The organism is Kineosporiaceae bacterium SCSIO 59966, assembly GCA_020881835.1.
In the GTDB taxonomy this organism is placed as follows: Bacteria; Actinomycetota; Actinomycetes; order Actinomycetales; family SCSIO-59966; genus SCSIO-59966.
In genome coordinates, this window is sequence record CP052876.1 from 1,801,255 (window position 1) to 1,819,632 (window position 18,378).

General features: G+C 74.6%; 18 protein-coding genes. 7 read left to right on the forward strand and 11 right to left on the reverse strand.

Annotated features, from left to right (window positions below; genetic code table 11):
* Nucleotides 1–7: 7 nt before the first annotated feature.
* Nucleotides 8–931, forward strand: coding sequence for an ABC transporter ATP-binding protein (locus tag HJG43_08350; GenBank protein UER54550.1), 924 nt, complete (start codon nucleotides 8–10; stop codon nucleotides 929–931).
* Nucleotides 928–2,109 carry an ABC transporter permease gene (locus tag HJG43_08355; protein UER54551.1) on the forward strand — a complete coding sequence of 394 codons (1,182 nt, stop codon included), beginning with the start codon at nucleotides 928–930 and terminating at the stop codon, nucleotides 2,107–2,109. Before HJG43_08350 ends, HJG43_08355 begins: the two co-directional genes overlap by 4 nt.
* A 157-nt stretch (nucleotides 2,110–2,266) precedes the next feature.
* On the opposite strand, the gene HJG43_08360 is transcribed toward HJG43_08355, so the two are convergent.
* The gene (locus HJG43_08360) at nucleotides 2,267–3,313 is read right to left on the reverse strand and encodes an EamA family transporter (protein ID UER55828.1); all 1,047 of its coding nucleotides are present in this window, start codon (nucleotides 3,311–3,313) and stop codon (nucleotides 2,267–2,269) included.
* Between the two features lie 85 nt (nucleotides 3,314–3,398).
* Between HJG43_08360 and HJG43_08365 the strand changes: the two genes are divergently transcribed.
* Nucleotides 3,399–4,052 (forward strand): RNA-binding protein, encoded by a 654-nt coding sequence (locus HJG43_08365; GenBank protein ID UER54552.1) that lies wholly within the window; start codon nucleotides 3,399–3,401, stop codon nucleotides 4,050–4,052.
* On the opposite strand, the gene HJG43_08370 is transcribed toward HJG43_08365, so the two are convergent.
* Genes HJG43_08370 through HJG43_08385 form a run of 4 tightly spaced genes read right to left on the reverse strand, consistent with a single transcriptional unit; the run spans nucleotide 3,995 to nucleotide 7,057 of the window.
* On the reverse strand, nucleotides 3,995–4,423 hold the full coding sequence (locus HJG43_08370; protein UER55829.1) for a nitroreductase family deazaflavin-dependent oxidoreductase: 429 nt from the start codon (nucleotides 4,421–4,423) through the stop codon (nucleotides 3,995–3,997). The two genes, HJG43_08365 and HJG43_08370, sit on opposite strands and share 58 nt — an antisense overlap.
* Nucleotides 4,424–4,479: 56 nt before the next feature.
* Entirely contained in the window at nucleotides 4,480–5,457 is a 978-nt protein-coding gene (locus tag HJG43_08375; protein ID UER54553.1) for a hypothetical protein, read from the reverse strand.
* Nucleotides 5,458–5,462: 5 nt separating this feature from the next.
* Nucleotides 5,463–6,770 carry a hypothetical protein gene (locus HJG43_08380; GenBank protein ID UER54554.1) on the reverse strand — a complete coding sequence of 436 codons (1,308 nt, stop codon included), beginning with the start codon at nucleotides 6,768–6,770 and terminating at the stop codon, nucleotides 5,463–5,465.
* Complete coding sequence (locus HJG43_08385; protein UER54555.1) at nucleotides 6,767–7,057, reverse strand: hypothetical protein; 291 nt, start codon at nucleotides 7,055–7,057, stop codon at nucleotides 6,767–6,769. Before HJG43_08385 ends, HJG43_08380 begins: the two co-directional genes overlap by 4 nt.
* Nucleotides 7,058–7,472: 415 nt before the next feature.
* Between HJG43_08385 and HJG43_08390 the strand changes: the two genes are divergently transcribed.
* Nucleotides 7,473–8,477 carry a hypothetical protein gene (locus tag HJG43_08390; GenBank protein UER55830.1) on the forward strand — a complete coding sequence of 335 codons (1,005 nt, stop codon included), beginning with the start codon at nucleotides 7,473–7,475 and terminating at the stop codon, nucleotides 8,475–8,477.
* 676 nt (nucleotides 8,478–9,153) lie between these two features.
* Here HJG43_08390 and HJG43_08395 read toward each other — a convergent pair.
* A complete protein-coding gene (locus HJG43_08395) occupies nucleotides 9,154–9,573 on the reverse strand; it encodes a LysM peptidoglycan-binding domain-containing protein (GenBank protein ID UER54556.1) in 420 nt (139 codons plus the stop codon).
* Between the two features lie 433 nt (nucleotides 9,574–10,006).
* On the opposite strand from HJG43_08395, the gene lexA reads away from it, so the two are divergent.
* Nucleotides 10,007–10,747 (forward strand): transcriptional repressor LexA, encoded by a 741-nt coding sequence (gene lexA, locus HJG43_08400; GenBank protein UER54557.1) that lies wholly within the window; start codon nucleotides 10,007–10,009, stop codon nucleotides 10,745–10,747.
* A 28-nt stretch (nucleotides 10,748–10,775) separates the two neighbouring features.
* Here lexA and HJG43_08405 read toward each other — a convergent pair whose 3' ends face one another.
* The 4 genes from HJG43_08405 to hflX form a co-directional block, all read right to left on the reverse strand.
* Complete coding sequence (locus HJG43_08405; protein UER55831.1) at nucleotides 10,776–11,117, reverse strand: TraR/DksA family transcriptional regulator; 342 nt, start codon at nucleotides 11,115–11,117, stop codon at nucleotides 10,776–10,778.
* 26 nt (nucleotides 11,118–11,143) lie between these two features.
* Nucleotides 11,144–12,193: an aminotransferase class V-fold PLP-dependent enzyme gene (locus tag HJG43_08410; protein ID UER55832.1), complete on the reverse strand. Its 1,050-nt coding sequence runs from the start codon at nucleotides 12,191–12,193 to the stop codon at nucleotides 11,144–11,146.
* A gap of 78 nt (nucleotides 12,194–12,271) precedes the next feature.
* A complete protein-coding gene (locus tag HJG43_08415) occupies nucleotides 12,272–14,245 on the reverse strand; it encodes an ATP-dependent DNA helicase (GenBank protein ID UER55833.1) in 1,974 nt (657 codons plus the stop codon).
* Between the two features lie 158 nt (nucleotides 14,246–14,403).
* On the reverse strand, nucleotides 14,404–15,918 hold the full coding sequence (gene hflX / locus HJG43_08420; GenBank protein ID UER54558.1) for a GTPase HflX: 1,515 nt from the start codon (nucleotides 15,916–15,918) through the stop codon (nucleotides 14,404–14,406).
* A gap of 135 nt (nucleotides 15,919–16,053) precedes the next feature.
* On the opposite strand from hflX, the gene HJG43_08425 reads away from it, so the two are divergent.
* Nucleotides 16,054–16,662 carry a methyltransferase gene (locus HJG43_08425; GenBank protein ID UER55834.1) on the forward strand — a complete coding sequence of 203 codons (609 nt, stop codon included), beginning with the start codon at nucleotides 16,054–16,056 and terminating at the stop codon, nucleotides 16,660–16,662.
* 19 nt (nucleotides 16,663–16,681) lie between these two features.
* Here the strand turns inward: HJG43_08425 and HJG43_08430 are convergent, their stop codons facing one another.
* On the reverse strand, nucleotides 16,682–16,885 hold the full coding sequence (locus HJG43_08430) for a hypothetical protein (protein UER54559.1): 204 nt from the start codon (nucleotides 16,883–16,885) through the stop codon (nucleotides 16,682–16,684).
* 219 nt (nucleotides 16,886–17,104) lie between these two features.
* On the opposite strand from HJG43_08430, the gene HJG43_08435 reads away from it, so the two are divergent.
* Nucleotides 17,105–18,247: a hypothetical protein gene (locus HJG43_08435; GenBank protein UER54560.1), complete on the forward strand. Its 1,143-nt coding sequence runs from the start codon at nucleotides 17,105–17,107 to the stop codon at nucleotides 18,245–18,247.
* The last annotated feature ends 131 nt before the right edge of the window (nucleotides 18,248–18,378 follow it).

The window sequence follows — 18,378 nt, forward strand, 5'->3', positions numbered from 1 at the left end:
GCCACCCGTGACCAGGGGGCTCGGCGTCCGCGACGTGGCGCACGCGTTCGGCGGACGGCAGGCGCTGGCCGGGGTGTCCTTCGACGTCGTCCCGGGAGTGATCACCGGCCTGCTCGGCCCCAACGGCGCCGGCAAGACGACGCTGCTGCGGGTGCTGCTCGGCGTCCTGACCCCCGACCGTGGCGAGGTCACCTACGACGGCCGGCCGGTCCTGCCGCAGGACCGGCAGCGCTGGGGGTACATGCCGCAGGAGCGTGGCCTGTACCCGGCGATGCCCGCCGGTGAGCAGGTCATCTACTTCGGCCGGCTGCACCGGCTGGCCAAGGACGACGCCACCACCCGGGCCCGGGCGCTGCTGGCCGAGCTCGGGCTGGGCGACCGGTGGGACTCACGCACCGACAAGCTGTCCGGCGGGATGCAGCAGCGGCTGCAACTGGCCACCGCGCTCGTCCACGACCCCGACGTCATCGTGCTCGACGAGCCGTTCAACGGGCTCGACCCCGTCGCGGTGGAGAACCTGTCCTCGACGCTGCGCCGGCGCGCCGAGGCCGGACGCACCGTGCTGTTCTCCTCCCACCAGCTCGACCTGGTCCAGGACCTCTGCGAGGACATCGTCATGGTGGACGCCGGACGCACGGTGCTGGCCGGACCGGTGGCCCGGCTGCGCGCCTCCTCCGGGGAGCGCCAGCTGCGGCTGCACGTGCGCGGGGCCGGCCGCGACTGGGTCGCCCGCTTTCCCGGCGTCCGGGTGGTCAGCGACGAGGTCGACGAGCTGCGGCTCTCCCTGTCCCCGGACGTCGACGCGCTCGCCGTCCTGGACGCCGCCCGCGCGCAGGGCGAGGTGGTCGACTTCGGGCTGGACCTGCCCACCCTGTCCCACCTGTTCCTCACCGCCGCCGGGAGGACCAGCGTCGAGGAGGTGCCAGCGTGAGCGAGTGGTGGCGCGGCACCCGGCTTGTCGCCGGACGGGCGATGACCGAGACCGTCCGGTCGCGGTCGTTCAGGGTGGTCACGTTGATCCTGCTGCTCATCGGCACCGCCGGGGTCGTGCTGCCGCAGGTGCTCGGCGGGGACGACGGCACCCGGGCCCTGGCGATGGTCGGGCCAGCCCCGGAGGGTCTCGTCGAGTCGCTCGACGCGACCACGGCCGGCAGCGGCCTCGAGGTCGAGTACGTCGAGGTCGACTCCTCGGACGCCGCGCGCCAGGCCGTCGAGGGCGGCGACGCCGACGCGGCCCTGGTCGGCGACACGCTCTACGCCGGCAGCAACCTCACGGACACGTTCCCCGGGACGGTCGCGCAGGCCGTCACCATGCTGGAGACCTCCGAGCGGCTCGCCGACGCCGGACTGTCTGCTGAGCAGGTCGCCGAGCTGCAGCAGGTGTCGCCGCCGCAGCTGGTGCGGGTCGGGGGCGCCGAGGACGCCGACCGGGCGGGCGCCGGCTTCCTGGTCGGGATCGTCCTGTACCTGGCGGTGACGTTCGCCGGCAGCGCGATCGCGACGTCCGTAGCGACGGAGAAGGCGAGCCGGATCTCCGAGGTGCTGCTGCCGGTACTGCGCTCCAGCCAGATCCTCGTCGGCACGGTGCTCGCCGTGGGGCTCGCCACCCTCGCCCAGCTGCTCGTCCTGCTCACCCCGGTCGCGGTCGGCGTCCGGGTCACCGACGAGATCGGGCTGCCCGAGGCCGCCGCGGCCGACCTCGCCCTGGGTGTCGTGTGGTTCGTCCTCGGGTTCGCGCTGTTCGCGTTCGTGTTCGCGGCGTCCGGGGCGATGGTCGACAAGGTCCAGGACGTCGGCGGGACGATCGCCCCGATCAGCATCATCCTGATCGCCGGCTACATGCTCGGCGTCGTGTTCGCCGCGCAGGACAGTGACGGACCGGTCGCCGTCGTCGCCTCGATCGTGCCGGTCACCGCGCCGCTCGTGATGCCGATCCGCTGGGCGGCCGGCACCGTCCCGGTGTGGCAGCTCGTGCTCGCGATGGTGCTCACCGCGGCGACCGCCGTCCTGCTCGCGGCGTTCGCCTCCCGGGTGTACCGCCGGGCGTTGCTCATCACCGGCCGGCGGGCGAAGTGGAGTGAGGTCCTCGGCGGCTCCACCCCCGCCTGACCCCCACCCCCTCGGTGATCATGCAATCCCGCCACCCTGCCCACTGAGCGCCCGCTGCCAAAATGCTGGATTCAGCGCCGCCCTTGCGGCGTGTCGCGCCAACAACCCAGCATTCTGCGAGCCGGACGGTGGCCGGGGGGGTGGCGGGATTGCATGATCACGAAGGGGAGCTCTCCGGGTCGGGGACGGCGTCCGGGTCGGGGACGACGTCCGGGCCAGGGACGACGTCCAGCCCCGCGAGGACGTCCGGGCGCTCCCGCAGCTCGTCGTACCGGACGGCCAGGACGCCGGCGACGATGAGCACCCCGCCCGCAAGCTGCACCGGCATCGGCAGCTCCCCGAGCACGAGCCAGGCGAAGACCACGCTGAACAGCACCTCGGTGAGCCCGACGAAGCTGGCCATCTTGGAGCCCAGCCGCCGGGTGGAGGCGATCCCGGTGGCGTAGGCGAGCGCCGCGGCGACGACGACGAGCAGACCCGCGGGCACCCACCAGGGGACGAGCGCACCCGCCAGCCGGACGTCGTCCGCCGCCCAGGTCATCGGCATCACGCCGACCGCCCCGGCCACGGCCAGGGCGACGGTCGCGACGACCATGCCGCCCGCGGCCATGACGAGCGGCGGCAGCCCGGTGGTCTCCCGCGCGGACAGGACGAAGTAGAACGCCAGGCCGACCGCCGCACCGAGTCCCCACAGCGCGCCGCCGAGGTCGACGCGCATGCCGCCGGTGAGGTCAAGCACGAGCAGCAGACCCGCCACCGACAGGACGACGCCGACGAGCGTCCAGGACCGGGGCCGCTGGCCGTGGCGCAGCCACAGCCACAGGACGACGAGGACCACGCCGAGGTACTCCAGCAGCAGGGCGACGCCGACGCTGAGGGTCGTCACCGCGTTGAAGTAGAACAGCTGGACGGCGGCCATCGCGACGAGGCCGTAGACGGTGATGAGACCGGCGTTGCGGCGCAGCACGTCCCAGCGGCCCCGCAGCGCGACGACGGCCGGCACGACGAGCAGCAGCGCCGCTCCCCCGATCCGGAAGGTGACGGCCGCACCGGGCGACCAGCCGGTCTCGAGCAGGGACTTCGCCAGCGTGCCCGAGCTGCCGAACGCCGCGGCCGAGACGAGTGCCAGCCAGATGCCGGCTGCATCGACGCCCGGACGGCGCCGCGCGGGGGTGGCGGGACGGTCCAGGACGGCAGGGCGCACGGCAGTCACGGCGGCAACCTCATCTGACAGGGGTAAACTGCGGGAACGGTGATGACACTACGAGCCCGCAACGTCAGGAGTCAACATGGTCTTCGCCCATGACACCGAGACGTCTCTGGCGTCGTCCGCGGCCTTGATCAACACCCTCGGCGACGGCACCGAGCAGGGCGACACCCTGCGCACGGTCGAGGACCTCGACGCGTTCGTCGAGGCCTGGGAGTACACCGGCAGCCGGACTCACGACGAGGCCGAGCTGTCCGCCGTCCGGGACCTGCGCCCGGTGCTGCGCCGGATCTGGACCGCCGAGGACGACGAGGTCGTCGTGGCGGAGGTGAACGCCCTGCTCAGCGGTGCCCGGGCGCTGCCGCAGCTCGTCCGGCACGACGGCTGGGACTGGCACCTGCACGCGACCAGTCCGGAGCAGCCGCTGGCCACCCGGATGGCGGTGGAGGCCGCGATGGCGCTCGTCGACGTCGTCCGCAGCGGGGAGCTGAGCCGGCTGCGAGTGTGCGAGGCCGAGGACTGCGGCGCCGTGCTGGTCGACCTGTCCCGCAACCGGTCCCGCCGGTACTGCGAGGGCGGCTGCGGCAACCGGGTGGCCGTCGCGGCCTACCGGGCGCGCCGGGCGGCCGGCCCTCAGCCCACCGGGCCTCAGCCCACCGGGCCTCAGTCCGCCGGGCCTCAGCCCACCGGCTCGAGCACGAACAGCGGGATCTCCCGCTCGGTGCGCTCGGCGTAGTCGGCGTAGTCACCGAAGGCCGCCACCGCCCGCTGCCACCACACCGCGCGCTCCTCGCCGTGCACGAGCCGGGCCCGGCAGTCGACCACCCGCGGACCGTCCTGCACCCGGACGTCGGGGTGGGCGAGCAGGTTGTGGTACCAGTGCGGGTGCCGCGGCGCCCCGCCCTCGGACGCAACCGCGCAGTAGACCCCGTCGTGCTCGACCCGCATCAGCGGCACCTTGCGCAGCCGGCCGCTCCGGGCCCCCCGCATGGTCAGGACGACGACCGGTAGCCCGCGCATCGTCGTCCCGCGGGTGCCGCCGGAGGACTCGTACTCCTCGACCTGGCGGCGGACGTGCTCGTTCGGGCTGGGTTCGTAGTGGCTCAGCTCGGACTGGCTCAGCTCGGGGTCCTGTGTCTGCACGGCCGCACCGTACGCGGCGCTCAGCGCGACCACCCGCCCAGGGCGTAGTCGTCGATGGGCGTGCCGTGCTCGTCGCGCAGGGGGCTGCCGATCCGGTTGCGGATCATCTCCAGCCACGGCCGCACGGCTCCGGTCCGCACGTGGCTGCCCATCGCCTCGACCGCGGCGGCCAGCCCCGCGTCGTCCGGGTGGTCGGCGAGCAACCGGTCGAGCTGCTCGCGGACGGCGGCCCGGGCCGGACCGACGGTGGACCGGACCAGCAGCTGCTGCCCGGTCCACGCCGACTCCCCCGCCGCCGCCAGCCACGACCCCAGCGCACTGGCGAGGTCGGGGTACCGGGCCCGCAGCTCGGCGTCCAGTGGCACCTCCGGCCACACGGTCACCGCCCTCGGCGTGCCGCCGGACCGCTGCTCGAGAACGAGCGCGGCGCCGCTCACCTCGGTCTCCCGCCCGGTACGCAGGTCGGTGACCACCCCGACCGGACGGCCGGTGTCGGCGTAGCCGTGCCAGCGCCAGGCGCCGCGGCTGTCGGCCGCCCAGCGCTGGATCTCCTCGCCGTGGGCGGCGGCGACCGCGCGGGCCGCGACGTCCTGGACGCCGGGCTCGGGGTGGAAGCGGCTGGTCCGCAGCGGCCGGGCGACCTCGTCGTCCGGCGTCAGGACGGTGAGCGTGCCCGGGGCGGTGCGGGCCAGCTCGACGAGCGCCTCCAGCTGGTCGAGCAGCTCGGTCCACGGCACGCCGTCCGGTGGCCCGTCGGGGTCGCCGAGCCACGGTCCGAGGACGGCGGCGAGCGCGGCCTCGGGGTCGGCGGCGGCAGCCGTCAGCTCGCGCAGCTCGGCGACCTCGGCGGCCCACCGCTCGGTCTCGCCGTCCTGGGTCAGCCGCCACACGCGGGAGCCCAGGGCGAGGTCCGGGTCGAGCCGGTCACGCTCGTAGCCGGGCGGGAAGGCGCCACGCAGGAGGGCACCGGTCAGCGGGACGTCGGGGACGGTCGGCATGGGTGTCATCGTCGGCTCCGGTCGGTGAGAAGGGGGGTGTCGGGGTAGGCGGTCAGGATGAACACGTCGTCGCCGTCCCGGGCCAGGACGACGCGGACCGTCGACGGCGCGAGCAGCTGGGGTCGGCCGTCGACGAGTGTCATCACCGTGCCGACGTCCGGGTCGGCCGGCACCTGGACGACGAGGGGGCGCCGGCCGCGGCCGGCGGCCCACTCGCGGACCTCGGCCTCGTGCCGCCGCAGCGCCTCGCCGACCCAGCGCTCCGCGGTGGCGGCGTCCGACCAACTCGACGCCCGCCGGGAGGCCGGCGGCGGGCCGCGGTACCCCTCGTCGTAGACGGTGCCGTAACGCAGCCGGTCCTCGAGCAGGTCGGCCTCGAGCCGGTGGCGACGCAGGGTGTGACCGAGCGCGTGGTGCTCGTGGGCGGTGAGGTCCACTCCGGCGAAGAGCTCCTCGAGGCTCTGCAGCCGAGGGCGCGGGGCGTCGGGATCGGCCAGGTACGGCGCCCAGCGGGCCCGCTCCTCGGGGGTGAGCCGGGTGCCGAACCGCCACGGCAATGCACCGGCCAGCAGGGCACCGACCCCGGCGCCCCACTCCCCCGCCCGCCAGTACGGCCCGGCGAGCATCTCGTCGAGCGTGCGGACCGGGTGGCGCACGGTGTCGAGCAGCCCGTCGCGCAGTCCGGCCACCGTGTCGCGCCACGCGTCCCGGTCGGTGACGAACCCCGCGGTGAGGGCCCAGGCGAGCCGGGCCGGGTCCACCACGGCGTCCTGCCAGAACTGCTCGACGCCGGCGCGCAGGTGCGCGGCCGGGCCGGTGGCCAGGGCGGCCGTCTCGGCCTCGACCTCGGCCAGGGCGGCGGTGGCGTCCAGGACGGCGGCGGTGTACCGGCGCTCGGCCGCCGCGTGGTCGGCCCACGCCCGCTCGATCCGGGCCGCGGCCGCCGGGGACGCCGGGTCGGCGGCCTGCAGCCGCAGGCCGGCCTCGAGGTCCTCCCCCGCCCGGCGCATCGCGGCCAGTGCGGGCGCGACCCGCGCGGCGTAGTCCGCCAGGACGGCCGCGACGGCGCCGGCCAGCCGCTCCACCTGCTCGGCCTGGCGGGCGAGGTCGGCCCGGACGGCGCGCTCGGCGTCCGCGGCCCGGCCGTACCACTGGACCGGGACGGTTCTGCCGACGTCCTGGGCCGCGCCGGCGGCCACGGCGGCGGCGCGCGCCAGCCGTTCGGCGTCCCGCCCGGCGGCGGCGGGGTCGACCGCGGGGATCTGAACCGGCGGGGTCGCCCCCGGGGCGGCCCGGACCGGGGCGGGGGTCACCGCGGCCACCAGGTGTCGCTGGCCGCGTAGGACTCGGCGGCCCGGCGCAGTGCGTCCTCGAGCGCGGATGCCGCGTCGCCGCCGAGCCGGGCCGCGGCGGCGATCCCGGCGACGGCACGGCGGGCGGTCGCGGCCAGAGCCGGGTCCTGCGCCCACGGGTGCGGTTCGCCGGCGGCGAGCGCGAGGTCGTGGGCGGCGCGCAGCCGCTGCCCGATCTCGCGGGCGGCCGCGGCGGCCCGGTGCAGCTCACCGGGGTCGACGCCGAACCGGACGGAGGTGGTGCCCACGGGGGGAACGGTAGGCAGGACCGGGGTCACCGCGGGTTCGTCGTCCACAGGCTCCCGGGTGCGGCTGCGGGGTGCTGGTGCGGTGAACCTGTGGCGGCCGCGGGCTCAACCCGTCCCCGGGTCACGCCGATGGGTGATCGTGCCCCTGTCCCGCCGCCTGCGCCGTGCCGCCGCCGCGGCCCTGGCCGCTGCCGGGCTCGGGGTCGCGCCGCTCGCCGTCCCGGCTGTGGGGGCCGCGGTCGCGGTCGCGCAGCCGTCGGCGCCGTCGCAGGAGCAGGTCGAGGCGCAGCGCGACGTGGCACACCGGCTGCGGTCCGTCGCCGACCAGCGCGCGCGAGACGTCACCGAGGCGCAGCGCCGCCTCGACGAGGCCGCCCGGGCGGCGAACGCGGCGCTCGAGGTGTACGCGGTGGCGATGCGCGAGCAGCAGGAGGCGGAGGCCGAGCACTGGGAGCGCTCCGAGGAGCTCACCGCGGCGCGGACCCGGTACAACGCGAGCCGGGACGACCTGGGTCGGTGGGCCGCCCGCACGTACCGCGAGGGTTCCGGGTTGGCCGCCTACGAGGGCGTGATGACCCTGCTCGAGGCCCGGGACCCCGAGGACCTGTCGCGGCGGGTCGCCATGCTGCAGGTGGTCGGACGGGCCCAGCAGGACACCGTCGTCGTGGCCGGGGCCGCGGTGGACGAGCAGGAGGACGCCGCGGCCGCCGCCGAGCGGACGGCGCTGCGGGTCCGGGAGACGACCCAGGCGGCCACCGACGCCAAGGAGGACGCCGACCGGCTGGTCGCCGCCCACGAAGCAGAGCTGAGCCGACTGCGGGGGCTGCTGCTGTCCAGCGAGACGGCGGTGGCGACGGCGGACGCCGAGGCCGAGCGGCTTGCCGAGGCCCGTCGTCAGGTGCTCGATGGGACGACCACGTCGGCCCCGCCGGCCAACCTCGACGGCCTGGACGTCGGGACCCTCGGCGTCGGTGGCAACGCCGTGACCGGGCGGACCGGTGCGTGCACGAGCCAGGGCGTCGAGCGGTTCCCCAACGGGCAGATCCCGCGCTCGGCGCTGTGCCCGCTGTGGGGCGCCCCGGGGCACCTGCTGCGCGCGGACGCCGCCTACGCCTTCGACCGGCTGGCGGAGGCGTACGCCTCGACGTTCGCCGAGCCGATCTGCGTCACGGACTCCTACCGCACGCTGCAGTCACAGGTCCGGCTGCGCGAGCAGAAGCCGGCCCTGGCGGCTCGGCCGGGCACCAGCAACCACGGCTGGGGCACTGCCGTCGACCTGTGCGGCGGCATCGAGCGGTTCGGCACGCCCGAGCACCGGTGGATGCAGCTCAACGCCCCGCGCTTCGGCTGGTTCAACCCCGGGTGGGCTCAGCAGGACGGCAGCAAGCCCGAGCCCTGGCACTGGGAGCTCGGCGCCTGACCCCTTCACGCCCTCGGTGATCATGCAATCCCGCCACCCCTGGACGCCGCCCTCCTCGGTGATCATGCAATCCCGCCACCCCCGGACAGCCCACGTCCACCCACAAAGTGCTGGGTTGCTGGCGCAACACGCCGCAAAAACCATGGTGAATCCAGCATTTTGTAACCGCCCGCAGCACCGTAGCAATGCATTCAATCGCCCGACGCCGCGACATCTCCCGTTTCGTGATCATGCAATCCAGCCACCTTGCAGAAGGCAGCCAGCAGCGGCTAGACCTGGTATCCCACCTCGCGACGTTGCACGTAGGCCGAACTCCGGGGAGAGCGCCAGGACGGCCCGGTTCCACCTGGAGGCTCGTCGCAGGACGGGCCCGGGATTGCCGTGCCCGCCTCTTCCAGATGGCGCAGTGCTGCCACAGGGCTCTGAATCAGTCAGAACTTCCCCGTGTCACGCCACTCCGCGCGGGCGATGCGTGAAGAGGTGGCGGGATTGCATGATCACCGAGGGGGGCGGCGTCCAGGGGTGGCGGGATTGCATGATCACCGAGGAGGGCGGCGTCCAGGGGTGGCGGGATTGCATGATCACCGAGGAGGGCGGCGTCCAGGGGTGGCGGGATTGCATGATCACCGAGGAGGGCGGCGTCCAGGGGTGGCGAGATTGCATGATCACGGATGGGTTAGGGGGTGGCTGGGACGAGGAGCTCCTGACCGACGTTCACGGCCGAGGTGCTTAGGCCGTTGAGAGTCCTGATCTCGACGATCACGTCGCGGACGTCCTCACCTGGCGCGGCGACGCCGGAGGCGATGCCCCACAGCGTGTCGCCCGGCAGGACCACGACAGTGTCCATCGGCGGCGGGGCGGCGTCCGGACCGGCGAGAGCCTGCCCTGCGGCACCCAGCCCGGCGACGGCGAGGACCGCCGACAGGACCAGCGTCAGGGTGAGTCGCCCGCGCCGGGTGATCCGCAGCGGCACGGCCGGTCCACCCGCTACGGCAGCCGGCGCCTGCCGCACCGGCAGGGGAACGACGTCGGCGGGCCGGTGCGACCTCGCACGACGGACGGGGACCAGGCGGTGGTCGATCGTGACTGCGCTCATCAGGTACCTCCAGGGCGTTCCGTGACGTAGGGTCCGAACGTGTGTTCGATCGAACGCCTGTCCGATGTCTAGCACTCGGAAGCGGCTGTGTCCACCGCTCCCAGCACAGCCATCGGCCGGCCGCTCGCATCCCACCTGGACGTCACTCCAGCACCGGGCACCGACAACGCCTCTACCAAGCGGCCTCGCCAGCACACCGCCGAGCAGCGCTGACATCGCGACGACACGCTCGAACAGGTGTTTGAAACCGTCGGTGCCCCGGTCTAGCGTGTCGATCACCAGGCACCGGCCGGCAGGGCAACAGAGCCGGCAGAACGGCAGAACCGGTCGAACAGAGCCAGCAGCACAACAGAACCAGCAGCACAACAGAACCAGCAGCACAACAGAACCAGCAGCACAACAGAACCAGCAGCACAACAGGGACGGAGCGGACGTGGCCAGAGCGAAGGACCATCCCGGCACGACGGACGGCGCGACGGTGCACGAGCTGCCGGACCAGCCCGCCGGCGGGGACGGCCTCACGGCCCGGCAGCGCACGATCCTGGAGAGCATCCGCCATGCCGTGGAGACCCGCGGCTACCCGCCGAGCATGCGGGAGATCGGTCAGGCGGTGGGGCTGACGAGCCCGAGCAGCGTCGCGCACCAGCTCGCTGCCCTGGAGCGCAAGGGGTACCTGCGGCGGGACCCGAACCGGCCGCGGGCCATCGAGGTGGTCACGCCGGGACGGGGTGCTCGTGCCACGGCCAAGTCCGAGCTGCCCCCGGACGTCGACGAGACAGGTGTCGGGGACGCGCGGCCGGCGGCGTCGTACGTCCCGGTGGTCGGCCGGATCGCCGCCGGCGGACCGATCCTCGCCGAGCAGGCGGTCGAGGACGTCTTCCCTTTGCCCCGTCAGCTCGTGGGTGACGGGCAGCTCTTCCTGCTCAAGGTGTCCGGTGACTCGATGATCGACGCCGCCATCTGCGACGGCGACTGGGTCGTCGTCCGGCAACAGCCGGTCGCCGAGAACGGTGAGATCGTCGCCGCGATGATCGACGGCGAGGCGACGGTGAAGACGTTCAAGCGACGGGACGGTCACGTCTGGCTGCTGCCGCACAACCCGGCCTACGAGCCGATCCCGGGCGACGAGGCCACCGTGCTCGGCAGGGTCGTCGCGGTGCTGCGCAGCGTCTAACCGGCACAGCGGCTAACCAGCACAGCGGCTATCCGGCACAGTCGATGCACACCCGCGCGGTGGGCCGGGCCGCCAACCGCTCCGCGGCCACCGGTCGTCCGCACCGCTCACACACCCCGTAGCGGCCGGCGTCCAGCCGTTGCACGGCCGCCTCGATCTCGGCGAGCTGCTGGCGTGCCTGCTCGCGCAGCGCCTGCAGCTGGGCTCGACCGACCGCGAGCCCGCCGGAGCCGTCCGGGTCGTGCTCGTCGTCGGTCGCCACCTCGGCAGCGGACTCCTCGAGCCGGCGGAGCTCCGCGTCCAGGGAGTTGACCCGGTCGCGCGTCGCGACGCGTTCAGCGTCCAGCCGCCGGCGCGGGTCCGCGTCCAGCCGCCGGCGCGGGTCGGCCTCCCCGCTCACGCGGGGGTGGCGAGGGCGTCGAGCACCAGCCGTACGTCGTCCTCGTCGTTCCACAGGTGGAAGGCGATCCGCACACTGCCCGCCCGGGCCGCGACGACCGCCCCGGCCCGCTCCAACCTCGCCTGCCGGTCGCCGTCCGGGTCCGGCAGGGACACGACCGCGCGCCCGGCCGGGGCGAGACCCAGCCCCTCGCGGAGTCGGTCGGCGAGCGCAGCGTCGTAAGCGCGCACCTCGGCCGGGTCCAGCGCCGCGAACAGCCGCAGCGCCGGCACCGTGCCCACCCAGGACAACCACGCCGGGGACACGTCGAAGCGCCGGGCGTCCTGGGCCAGCCGCATCCGCGGTCCGTAGATGGAGTCCCACACGTCGTCACCGGCGTACCACCCGGCCGAGGTGGGTCGCAGCCACCCTGCCGCGCGCTCGCTGATCGTCGCGAACGCCGACCCGCGTGGGCTGCACAGCCACTTGTACGCCGAGCAGATGGTGACGTCGAAGCGTGAGGCGTCCACGGGCATCCACCCCACCGCCTGGGTGAGGTCGCACAGGGTGGCCGCGCCGGCGTCGGCGGCCGCCTCGGCCACGGCGTCCCCGTCGACCACGGTTCCGCACGCCGACATCGCCAGCGAGAAGGCGACGAGGTCGGTGCTGGGACGCACCTCCTCGGCCAGTCGCTCCAGCGGGACGTGCCGGACGGTCACTCCGCGGTCGGCGTGGACGAGGAACGGGAAGACCACCGAGGTGAAGTCGCCGTCGACGCAGAGCACCTCGGCGCCGTCGGGCAGTGAGCTCGCAACCAGGCCGGCGAGCACGGACACCTGTGAGCCGACCGCGACCCTGGCGGGGTCGACGCCGACCAGCCCGGCGTACAGCCGGCGGGACTCCGCGACCGCGACGTCGTAGCGGCCGGGGGTGGCCCGGCCCCGGCGCCACTCGTCGAGCGCGTCCTGGAGCGCGGCGAGCACGCCTGTCGTCGGCAGGCCCATCGAGGCGGCGTTGAGGTAGCCGGGCACGGGCTCGAACTGCGCCCGGGCGTCCGCGACGCTCATCGGCACCGTCTGCTCAGCAGGAGTCGTCACACGGGTCAGCGTGCCGTGCCCGCGGTCGACGCCGCGAGCGGGGGTCCCTCAGCCGCCCGCAGCCAGGGCCCGGGCGACCGGTTCGGCGACCGGCCACGGCTGCCCCGCGGCGGCGTCGATGCGGCGCAGCGCGTCCAGCACGGTGGCGCGGTCGGTCGTGCGCCACAGCGGCGGCAGCGACCGGGCCAGGAACGTGCCGTAGCGGGCGGTGGCCAGCCGGGAGTCGAGCACCGCGACCACGCCGCGGTCCTCCGCGGAGCGGATCAGCCGGCCGGCTCCCTGGGCCAGCCGCAGCGCGGCGTGGGTGGCGGCGACGGCCATGAAGCCGTTCCCTCCCGCGCGTGACACGGCCTCCTGCCGGGCGGAGGACAGCGGGTCGTCCGGTCGCGGGAACGGGATCCGGTCGATGACGACGAGCTGGCTGGCCGGCCCCGGCACGTCGACGCCCTGCCACAGCGACAACGTGCCGAACAGGCAGGTCGCCGGGTCTGCGGCGAACTGGCGGACGAGGGTGGCCGTCGTGTCGTCCCCCTGGCACAGCACCGGGACGTCGAGCCGGGCACGCAGCGCCTCGGCAGCGGCCTCGGCGGCGCGCCGGGAGGAGAACAGCCCGAGGGTGCGCCCGCCGGCGGCCTCGACGAGCTGGGCGAGCTCGTCCATGGCGGCGTCCGGGGTGCCGCTCCGGGTCGGCGGCGGCAGGTGCCGGGCGACGTAGAGGATGCCCTGGCGGGGGTAGTCGAACGGGCTGCCGACGTCCAGGCCGCGCCAGTCGGGGGCGTCGTCCCCGAGCAGGCCGACCGAGCCGGCCGCGGCGTCGAAGGTGCCGCCGAGCGACAGCGTGGCCGAGGTGAGGACGACGGTGCGCTCGTCGAACAGCTGCTCCCGCAGCGTCTCGGCGACCGACAGCGGCGCCACGTGCAGCGCCCGGCGCACCAGGGAGAAGCCGTCGTCGCGCACCGACAGCCAGGCGACGTCGTCCTCGGTGAGGGCGGCGAGCCGTTCGGCGACGTCGAAGACCTCCAGGACGGCGGACCGGGCGACCTGGCGGCCGCCGTCCCCCGTCTGGTCGTCCCCGCCGGTGGGCCGGTCGCCGTCCTTGAGCTGGGAGAGCACGTCGCGTGCGGCGTCCCGCAGTGAGACGACGGTGGCGAGCAGCGCCTCCGGCAGCCCGCTGGCGAACCGTCCCTCCGGGACGCCGTCGAGCACGGCGTCCAGGTCCTCACCGGCGACCTCGAGGCGCTGGGTGTCGGCGTCGCCGTGCCGCCGGGCACGGGTGGCAGCGGCCGACACCATGCCGGCGGTCAGCTGGCCGGAGACGACGGAGGTGACCCGGTCGGCCAGCTCGTGCCCCTCGTCGACGACGACCACGTCGTGCTCGGGCAGCAGCTGGCGGCCCTCCATCGCGTCGATGGCGAGGAAGGCGTGGTTGGTGACGACGACGTCGACGTGCCGGGCGCGCTCGCGCGCCCGTTCGACGAAGCACTCGGTGGCCTGCGGGCACCGCTGCGCGCCGAGGCACTCCGCGGCGGTGACGGACACCTGACGCCAGGCGCGCTCGGTCACCCCGGGGACGAGCTCGTCACGGTCGCCGCTGTCGGTGCCCTCGGCCCACTCCCGCAGCCGGACGACGTCGCGCCCCAGCCGGGACGTCGCACCAGCACCGGTGCCAGCACCGGTGCCGGCGCCGGCGTCCGGGACCGAGAAGAGGACGGCGTCGTCGTCCACCGGGAAGCCGCCGACGAGCTTGTGCCGGCAGACGTAGTGGGAGCGGCCCTTGACGAGCTGGTAGGTGGGCCGGCGACCGAGCGGACCGGCCAGGGCGTCGGCGAGGCGGGGCAGGTCCCGGTCGACGATCTGGGCCTGCAGCGCCAGGGTGGCCGTCGAGACGACCACCGGCCGGCCGGTGGCCACCGCGTGCCGGACGAGCGGCACGAGGTAGCCGAGCGACTTGCCGGTGCCGGTCCCGGCCTGGACGAGCAGGTGCTGACCGGAGTCGATCGCCTGCGCCACCGCGTCGACCATCCGCTGCTGGCCCTCGCGGGGGACGCCACCGAGGACGGCGACCGCGGTCCGCAGCAGGTCGCCGGGCGGGGGCAGGTCGGTCACCGCGACAGCGTAGGCCGACGCGGTGACACCGCCGAGCGCCGTGCACAGCCGCCCAGCCGCTTCCTGGCGCGACCTCACACGGCGGCGGTGCGGAACTCCCCCAGGTCGGCCGCGACGTCCTGGCGGACCCTGGCGCGCAGCCAGGTGCCCTCGGCCCGGTGCTCGCTGGCGATGACCTCGCCGGTGGAGTGGACCCGGCTGACGACGTCGCCGCGCTCGTACGGGACGAGCAGCTCGACCTCGGTGTCGGGACGGGGCAGGGCCTCGGCGATCACCTCGCGCAGCACCGCCAGCCCCTCACCGGTACGGGCCGACACGACGACGCTCGTCGGCTCGCGCCGGCGGACCCGGTCGACGACGTCCGGGTCGGCGGCGTCGGCCTTGTTGAGGACGACGACCTCCCGGACGTCGGACGCGTCCACCTCGCCGAGGACCTCCCGGACCGCCGCGATCTGGCCCTCGGGATCGGGGTGGGAGACGTCGACGACGTGCAGCAGCAGGTCGGCGTCCGCCACCTCCTCAAGGGTGGAGCGGAACGCCTCGACGAGCTGGTGCGGCAGGTGCCGGACGAAGCCGACGGTGTCGGCGAGGGTGTAGAGCCGGCCGTCCGGCGTCTGCGCCCTGCGGACGGTCGGGTCGAGGGTGGCGAACAGGGCGTCCTCGACGAGCACCCCGGCGCCGGTGAGCCGGTTGAGCAGGCTCGACTTGCCGGCGTTGGTGTAGCCGGCGATCGCGACCCCGGGGACGTGGTTGCGACGCCGACCGGACCGCTTGGTCTCCCGCGCAGGCTTCATGTCCTTGATCTCGCGGCGGAGGCGGGCCATCCGGGTGCGGATGCGGCGCCGGTCCAGCTCGATCTTGGTCTCGCCGGGACCGCGGGAGCCGATGCCGGCACCGGCGGCGACCCGGCCACCGGCCTGGCGGGACATCGACTCGCCCCAACCACGCAGGCGCGGCAGCAGGTACTCCAGCTGAGCCAGCTCGACCTGGGCCTTGCCCTCCCGGGACTTGGCGTGCTGGGCGAAGATGTCGAGGATCAGCGCCGTCCGGTCGATGACCTTGACCTTGACGATGTCCTCCAGGCCCCGGCGCTGGGACGGCGACAGCTCGCCGTCGCAGATCACGGTGTCGGCGCCCGTCGCTGCGACGACGCCCCTGAGGTCCTCGGCCTTGCCGGAGCCGAGGAAGGTCGCCGGGTCCGGGGACGGCCGACGCTGGATGACCCCCTCGAGCACCTCGGAGCCGGCGGTCTCGGCGAGCGCGGCGAGCTCGGCCAGGGAGTTCTCGGCGTCCTGGACGCTCGTGCCGCTGGTCCACAGGCCGGCGAGGACGACGCGTTCGAGCCGCAGCTGGCGGTACTCGACCTCGGTGACGTCGGTGAGCTCGGTGGACAGTCCCGCGACGCGACGCAGGGCCTGGCGCTCGGCGAGGTCCAGCTGTTCGCCGTCCGCTCCCTCGATCGGGTCGATCGGGTCGACGGGGTCGGGGACGCCGGCGTGCCGGTCAAGGATGCGGTCGACGGTGGACCCGTTGGGCCGCTCGGGGTGGGTCATGTGCCTCCTGACTCGTGGTGCCGCGTTCGGCACCATCTGACCACTCCAACAGCGGACGGCGCGACCGTGTTTCCCCGCGGTCGTCCCGGTCGTCCCGGCCGTCCGTTCCCCTCCCGACCTCCCCACCTCCGGCGCGAGTGACGTGGACGCCGGATGACACACTCGACGCCGATGGACGGCGACCACTACTTCTCCGCCGCCCCCGCGACCCCGGACCAGCGGCGGACCCTGCGGGTGCGGCTCGCCGGCCGCGACGTCGAGGTGCAGACCGCGCGCGGGGTGTTCAGCGCCGACCGGGTCGACCTGGGCACCTCGGTGCTGCTGCGCGAGGTCCCGGACCCGCCCGAACGGGGCGACCTGCTCGACCTCGGCTGCGGCTGGGGACCGGTCGCGCTGACGATGGCGATGCTGTCCCCGGGTGCGACGGTGTGGGCGGTCGACGTCAACGCGCGGGCGCTGGACCTCGTGCGGCGCAACGCCGAGTCGCTGGGTCTGCGCAACGTCCGGCCGGCGACCCCCGAGGAGGTCCCGGACGACGTCCGGTTCGCCGCCCTGTGGTCGAACCCGCCGATCCGGGTCGGCAAGACCGAGCTGCACGCCCTGATGACCCGCTGGCTGCCGCGGCTGGACGACGGCGCGTCGGCCTACCTCGTCGTCCAGCGCCACCTCGGCGCGGACTCGCTGCACTCCTGGTTGCGGCACACGATGCCGGACCTGGACACCACCCGGGTGGGCAGCGCCAAGGGCTTCCGCGTGCTGCGGGTCCACCGGGCCGGCTGACCGGCCCGCTCGTCCGCAGTCAGGCCGTCCGGTCGGCGAGCCGGCGGCGTCGTAGCCGCCGGGAGAGCTCGATGCTGTGAACGAGCTGGTCGCGGCGACGCAGCCGCTCGGCGCGGTCGAGCTCGCCGTCCTGGACCGGACCCACGGCGGACCGCAACCGGACCCGCTGGGCCGCCAGAGCGGCGTCCGGCGCAGCCCCGTGCGGCTCGAAGAGCTCCCGCATGTCTCCCCCTGCTCGTGACGACCGGTCGTCCCTCTCACCCGGTGTGACGCACGAGACGCCGGAAAGGTTGCCTGCGCGCCCGGACTCTGTGCGGCCGACGCCTGCCCGCAGCGTGAGATCCGTGTCCCTGCGCGCATCAAGCCCGCGCCCTCGCCGGCCGACACACCGGACAGAACCTGACCGGGCCGAGGCACCCGGCGGGCACCGAGGAGGCACAGGATGCGGGCACGACGACTGACGACGGCTGCCGCCGCAGCACTGGTCGCGGCGGGGGCGCTGACGTCCCCGGCGGCCGCGTCCCACGGGTACGACGTCGACTGCGGGGACTTCTCCTACCAGCAGGACGCGCAGGCCCACCTCGACGCCCACCCCGGCGACCCGGACCAGCTCGACGCGGACGGCGACGGCGTCGCGTGCGAGTCGCTGCCCTCCCGGCCCGGGACGCCCACCCCCACGCCGACGCCCGCCCCGGGCGTTCCCCGCCCCGTGGCCGAACCTCGCGACATCGCCCCGGCGTGCCCACCCGGCGTCATCGGTGAGGACGGGTTCACCGACGTCCCGGCGACCAGCCCGTTCGAGACCGCCGTCGACTGCGTCCGGCACTGGCAGGTGGCGAACGGACGGACCACCACCACGTACGCCCCGGCCGACCCGGTGACCCGGGAGCAGATGGCGGCGTTCATCGCGCGGCTCATCCAGTACACAGGCGGGACGCTGCCGGTCGCGCCACCGAACGCGTTCACGGACGACGACGGCTCGAACTTTGCCGCGGACATCGACCAGCTGGCGGCAGCGGAGGTCGTCCGGGGCACGAGCACGACGACCTTCTCACCTCGCCAGCTCGTCACGCGCGCCCAGATGGCGGCGTTCCTCGTCCGCGCCTACGACTACCGGGCCGGTCAGGCCGGCCTGCCCCCACTGGCCCCGGGCGGCGACTACTTCCCGGACGACGACGGCAGCACCCACCGCGACGACATCGACACCGCTGCGGCGGCGGGGTTCGCCGCCGGCGGCACGGACGGCACCTACCGCCCCGGGGATCCGGTGCGACGCGACCACATGGCGGCCTTCCTGTCCCGCGTCCTGGCCGCGACGGTGGAAGCCGGGATGGCGACCGTTCCGAGTGCCCCGGGCACGGACGGCGGGGCACCCGCCCCCACGGGAAGCACCGACGGCACCACCGACGGTGGGGTCACGACCGCTGCCCAGCTGCTCGCCGAGCTGCCCCTGGCACCGGAGTCCGGAGCGGGCTATGACCGGGACGCCCTCTTCGGCGGGTGGACCGACGACGACGGGGACGGTTGCGACACCCGCTCAGACCCTGATTTTGCAGCCGGCGATGACTTGACGCCCGTGTCGTGACGCGAAAGTGCCCTTGCTGCAAGGGAAGATCGTGGTTGTCGAAGCCGCGATCACCGAGCAGGAAGGGCACCTTCGAGGTGAACGATACCGGGCTGTTGTTCGAGGTCGAGGATGTCGTGCTGGCGCGTCCG

Bases quoted from the DNA above. Each gene is read 5' to 3' on its own strand.
- HJG43_08430 (UER54559.1), bottom strand. From the start codon at position 16,885: ATGCGGGAGCTCTTCGAGCCGCACGGGGCTGCGCCGGACGCCGCTCTG.
- HJG43_08415 (UER55833.1), bottom strand. From the start codon at position 14,245: ATGGTCGACGCGGTGGCGCAGGCGATCGACTCCGGTCAGCACCTGCTC.
- HJG43_08375 (UER54553.1), bottom strand. From the start codon at position 5,457: ATGCCGACCGTCCCCGACGTCCCGCTGACCGGTGCCCTCCTGCGTGGC.
- HJG43_08390 (UER55830.1), top strand. From the start codon at position 7,473: ATGCGCGAGCAGCAGGAGGCGGAGGCCGAGCACTGGGAGCGCTCCGAG.
- HJG43_08435 (UER54560.1), top strand. From the start codon at position 17,105: ATGCGGGCACGACGACTGACGACGGCTGCCGCCGCAGCACTGGTCGCG.
- HJG43_08365 (UER54552.1), top strand. From the start codon at position 3,399: ATGGTCTTCGCCCATGACACCGAGACGTCTCTGGCGTCGTCCGCGGCC.
- HJG43_08410 (UER55832.1), bottom strand. From the start codon at position 12,193: ATGAGCGTCGCGGACGCCCGGGCGCAGTTCGAGCCCGTGCCCGGCTAC.
- HJG43_08425 (UER55834.1), top strand. From the start codon at position 16,054: ATGGACGGCGACCACTACTTCTCCGCCGCCCCCGCGACCCCGGACCAG.
- hflX (UER54558.1), bottom strand. From the start codon at position 15,918: ATGGTGCCGAACGCGGCACCACGAGTCAGGAGGCACATGACCCACCCC.
- HJG43_08395 (UER54556.1), bottom strand. From the start codon at position 9,573: ATGAGCGCAGTCACGATCGACCACCGCCTGGTCCCCGTCCGTCGTGCG.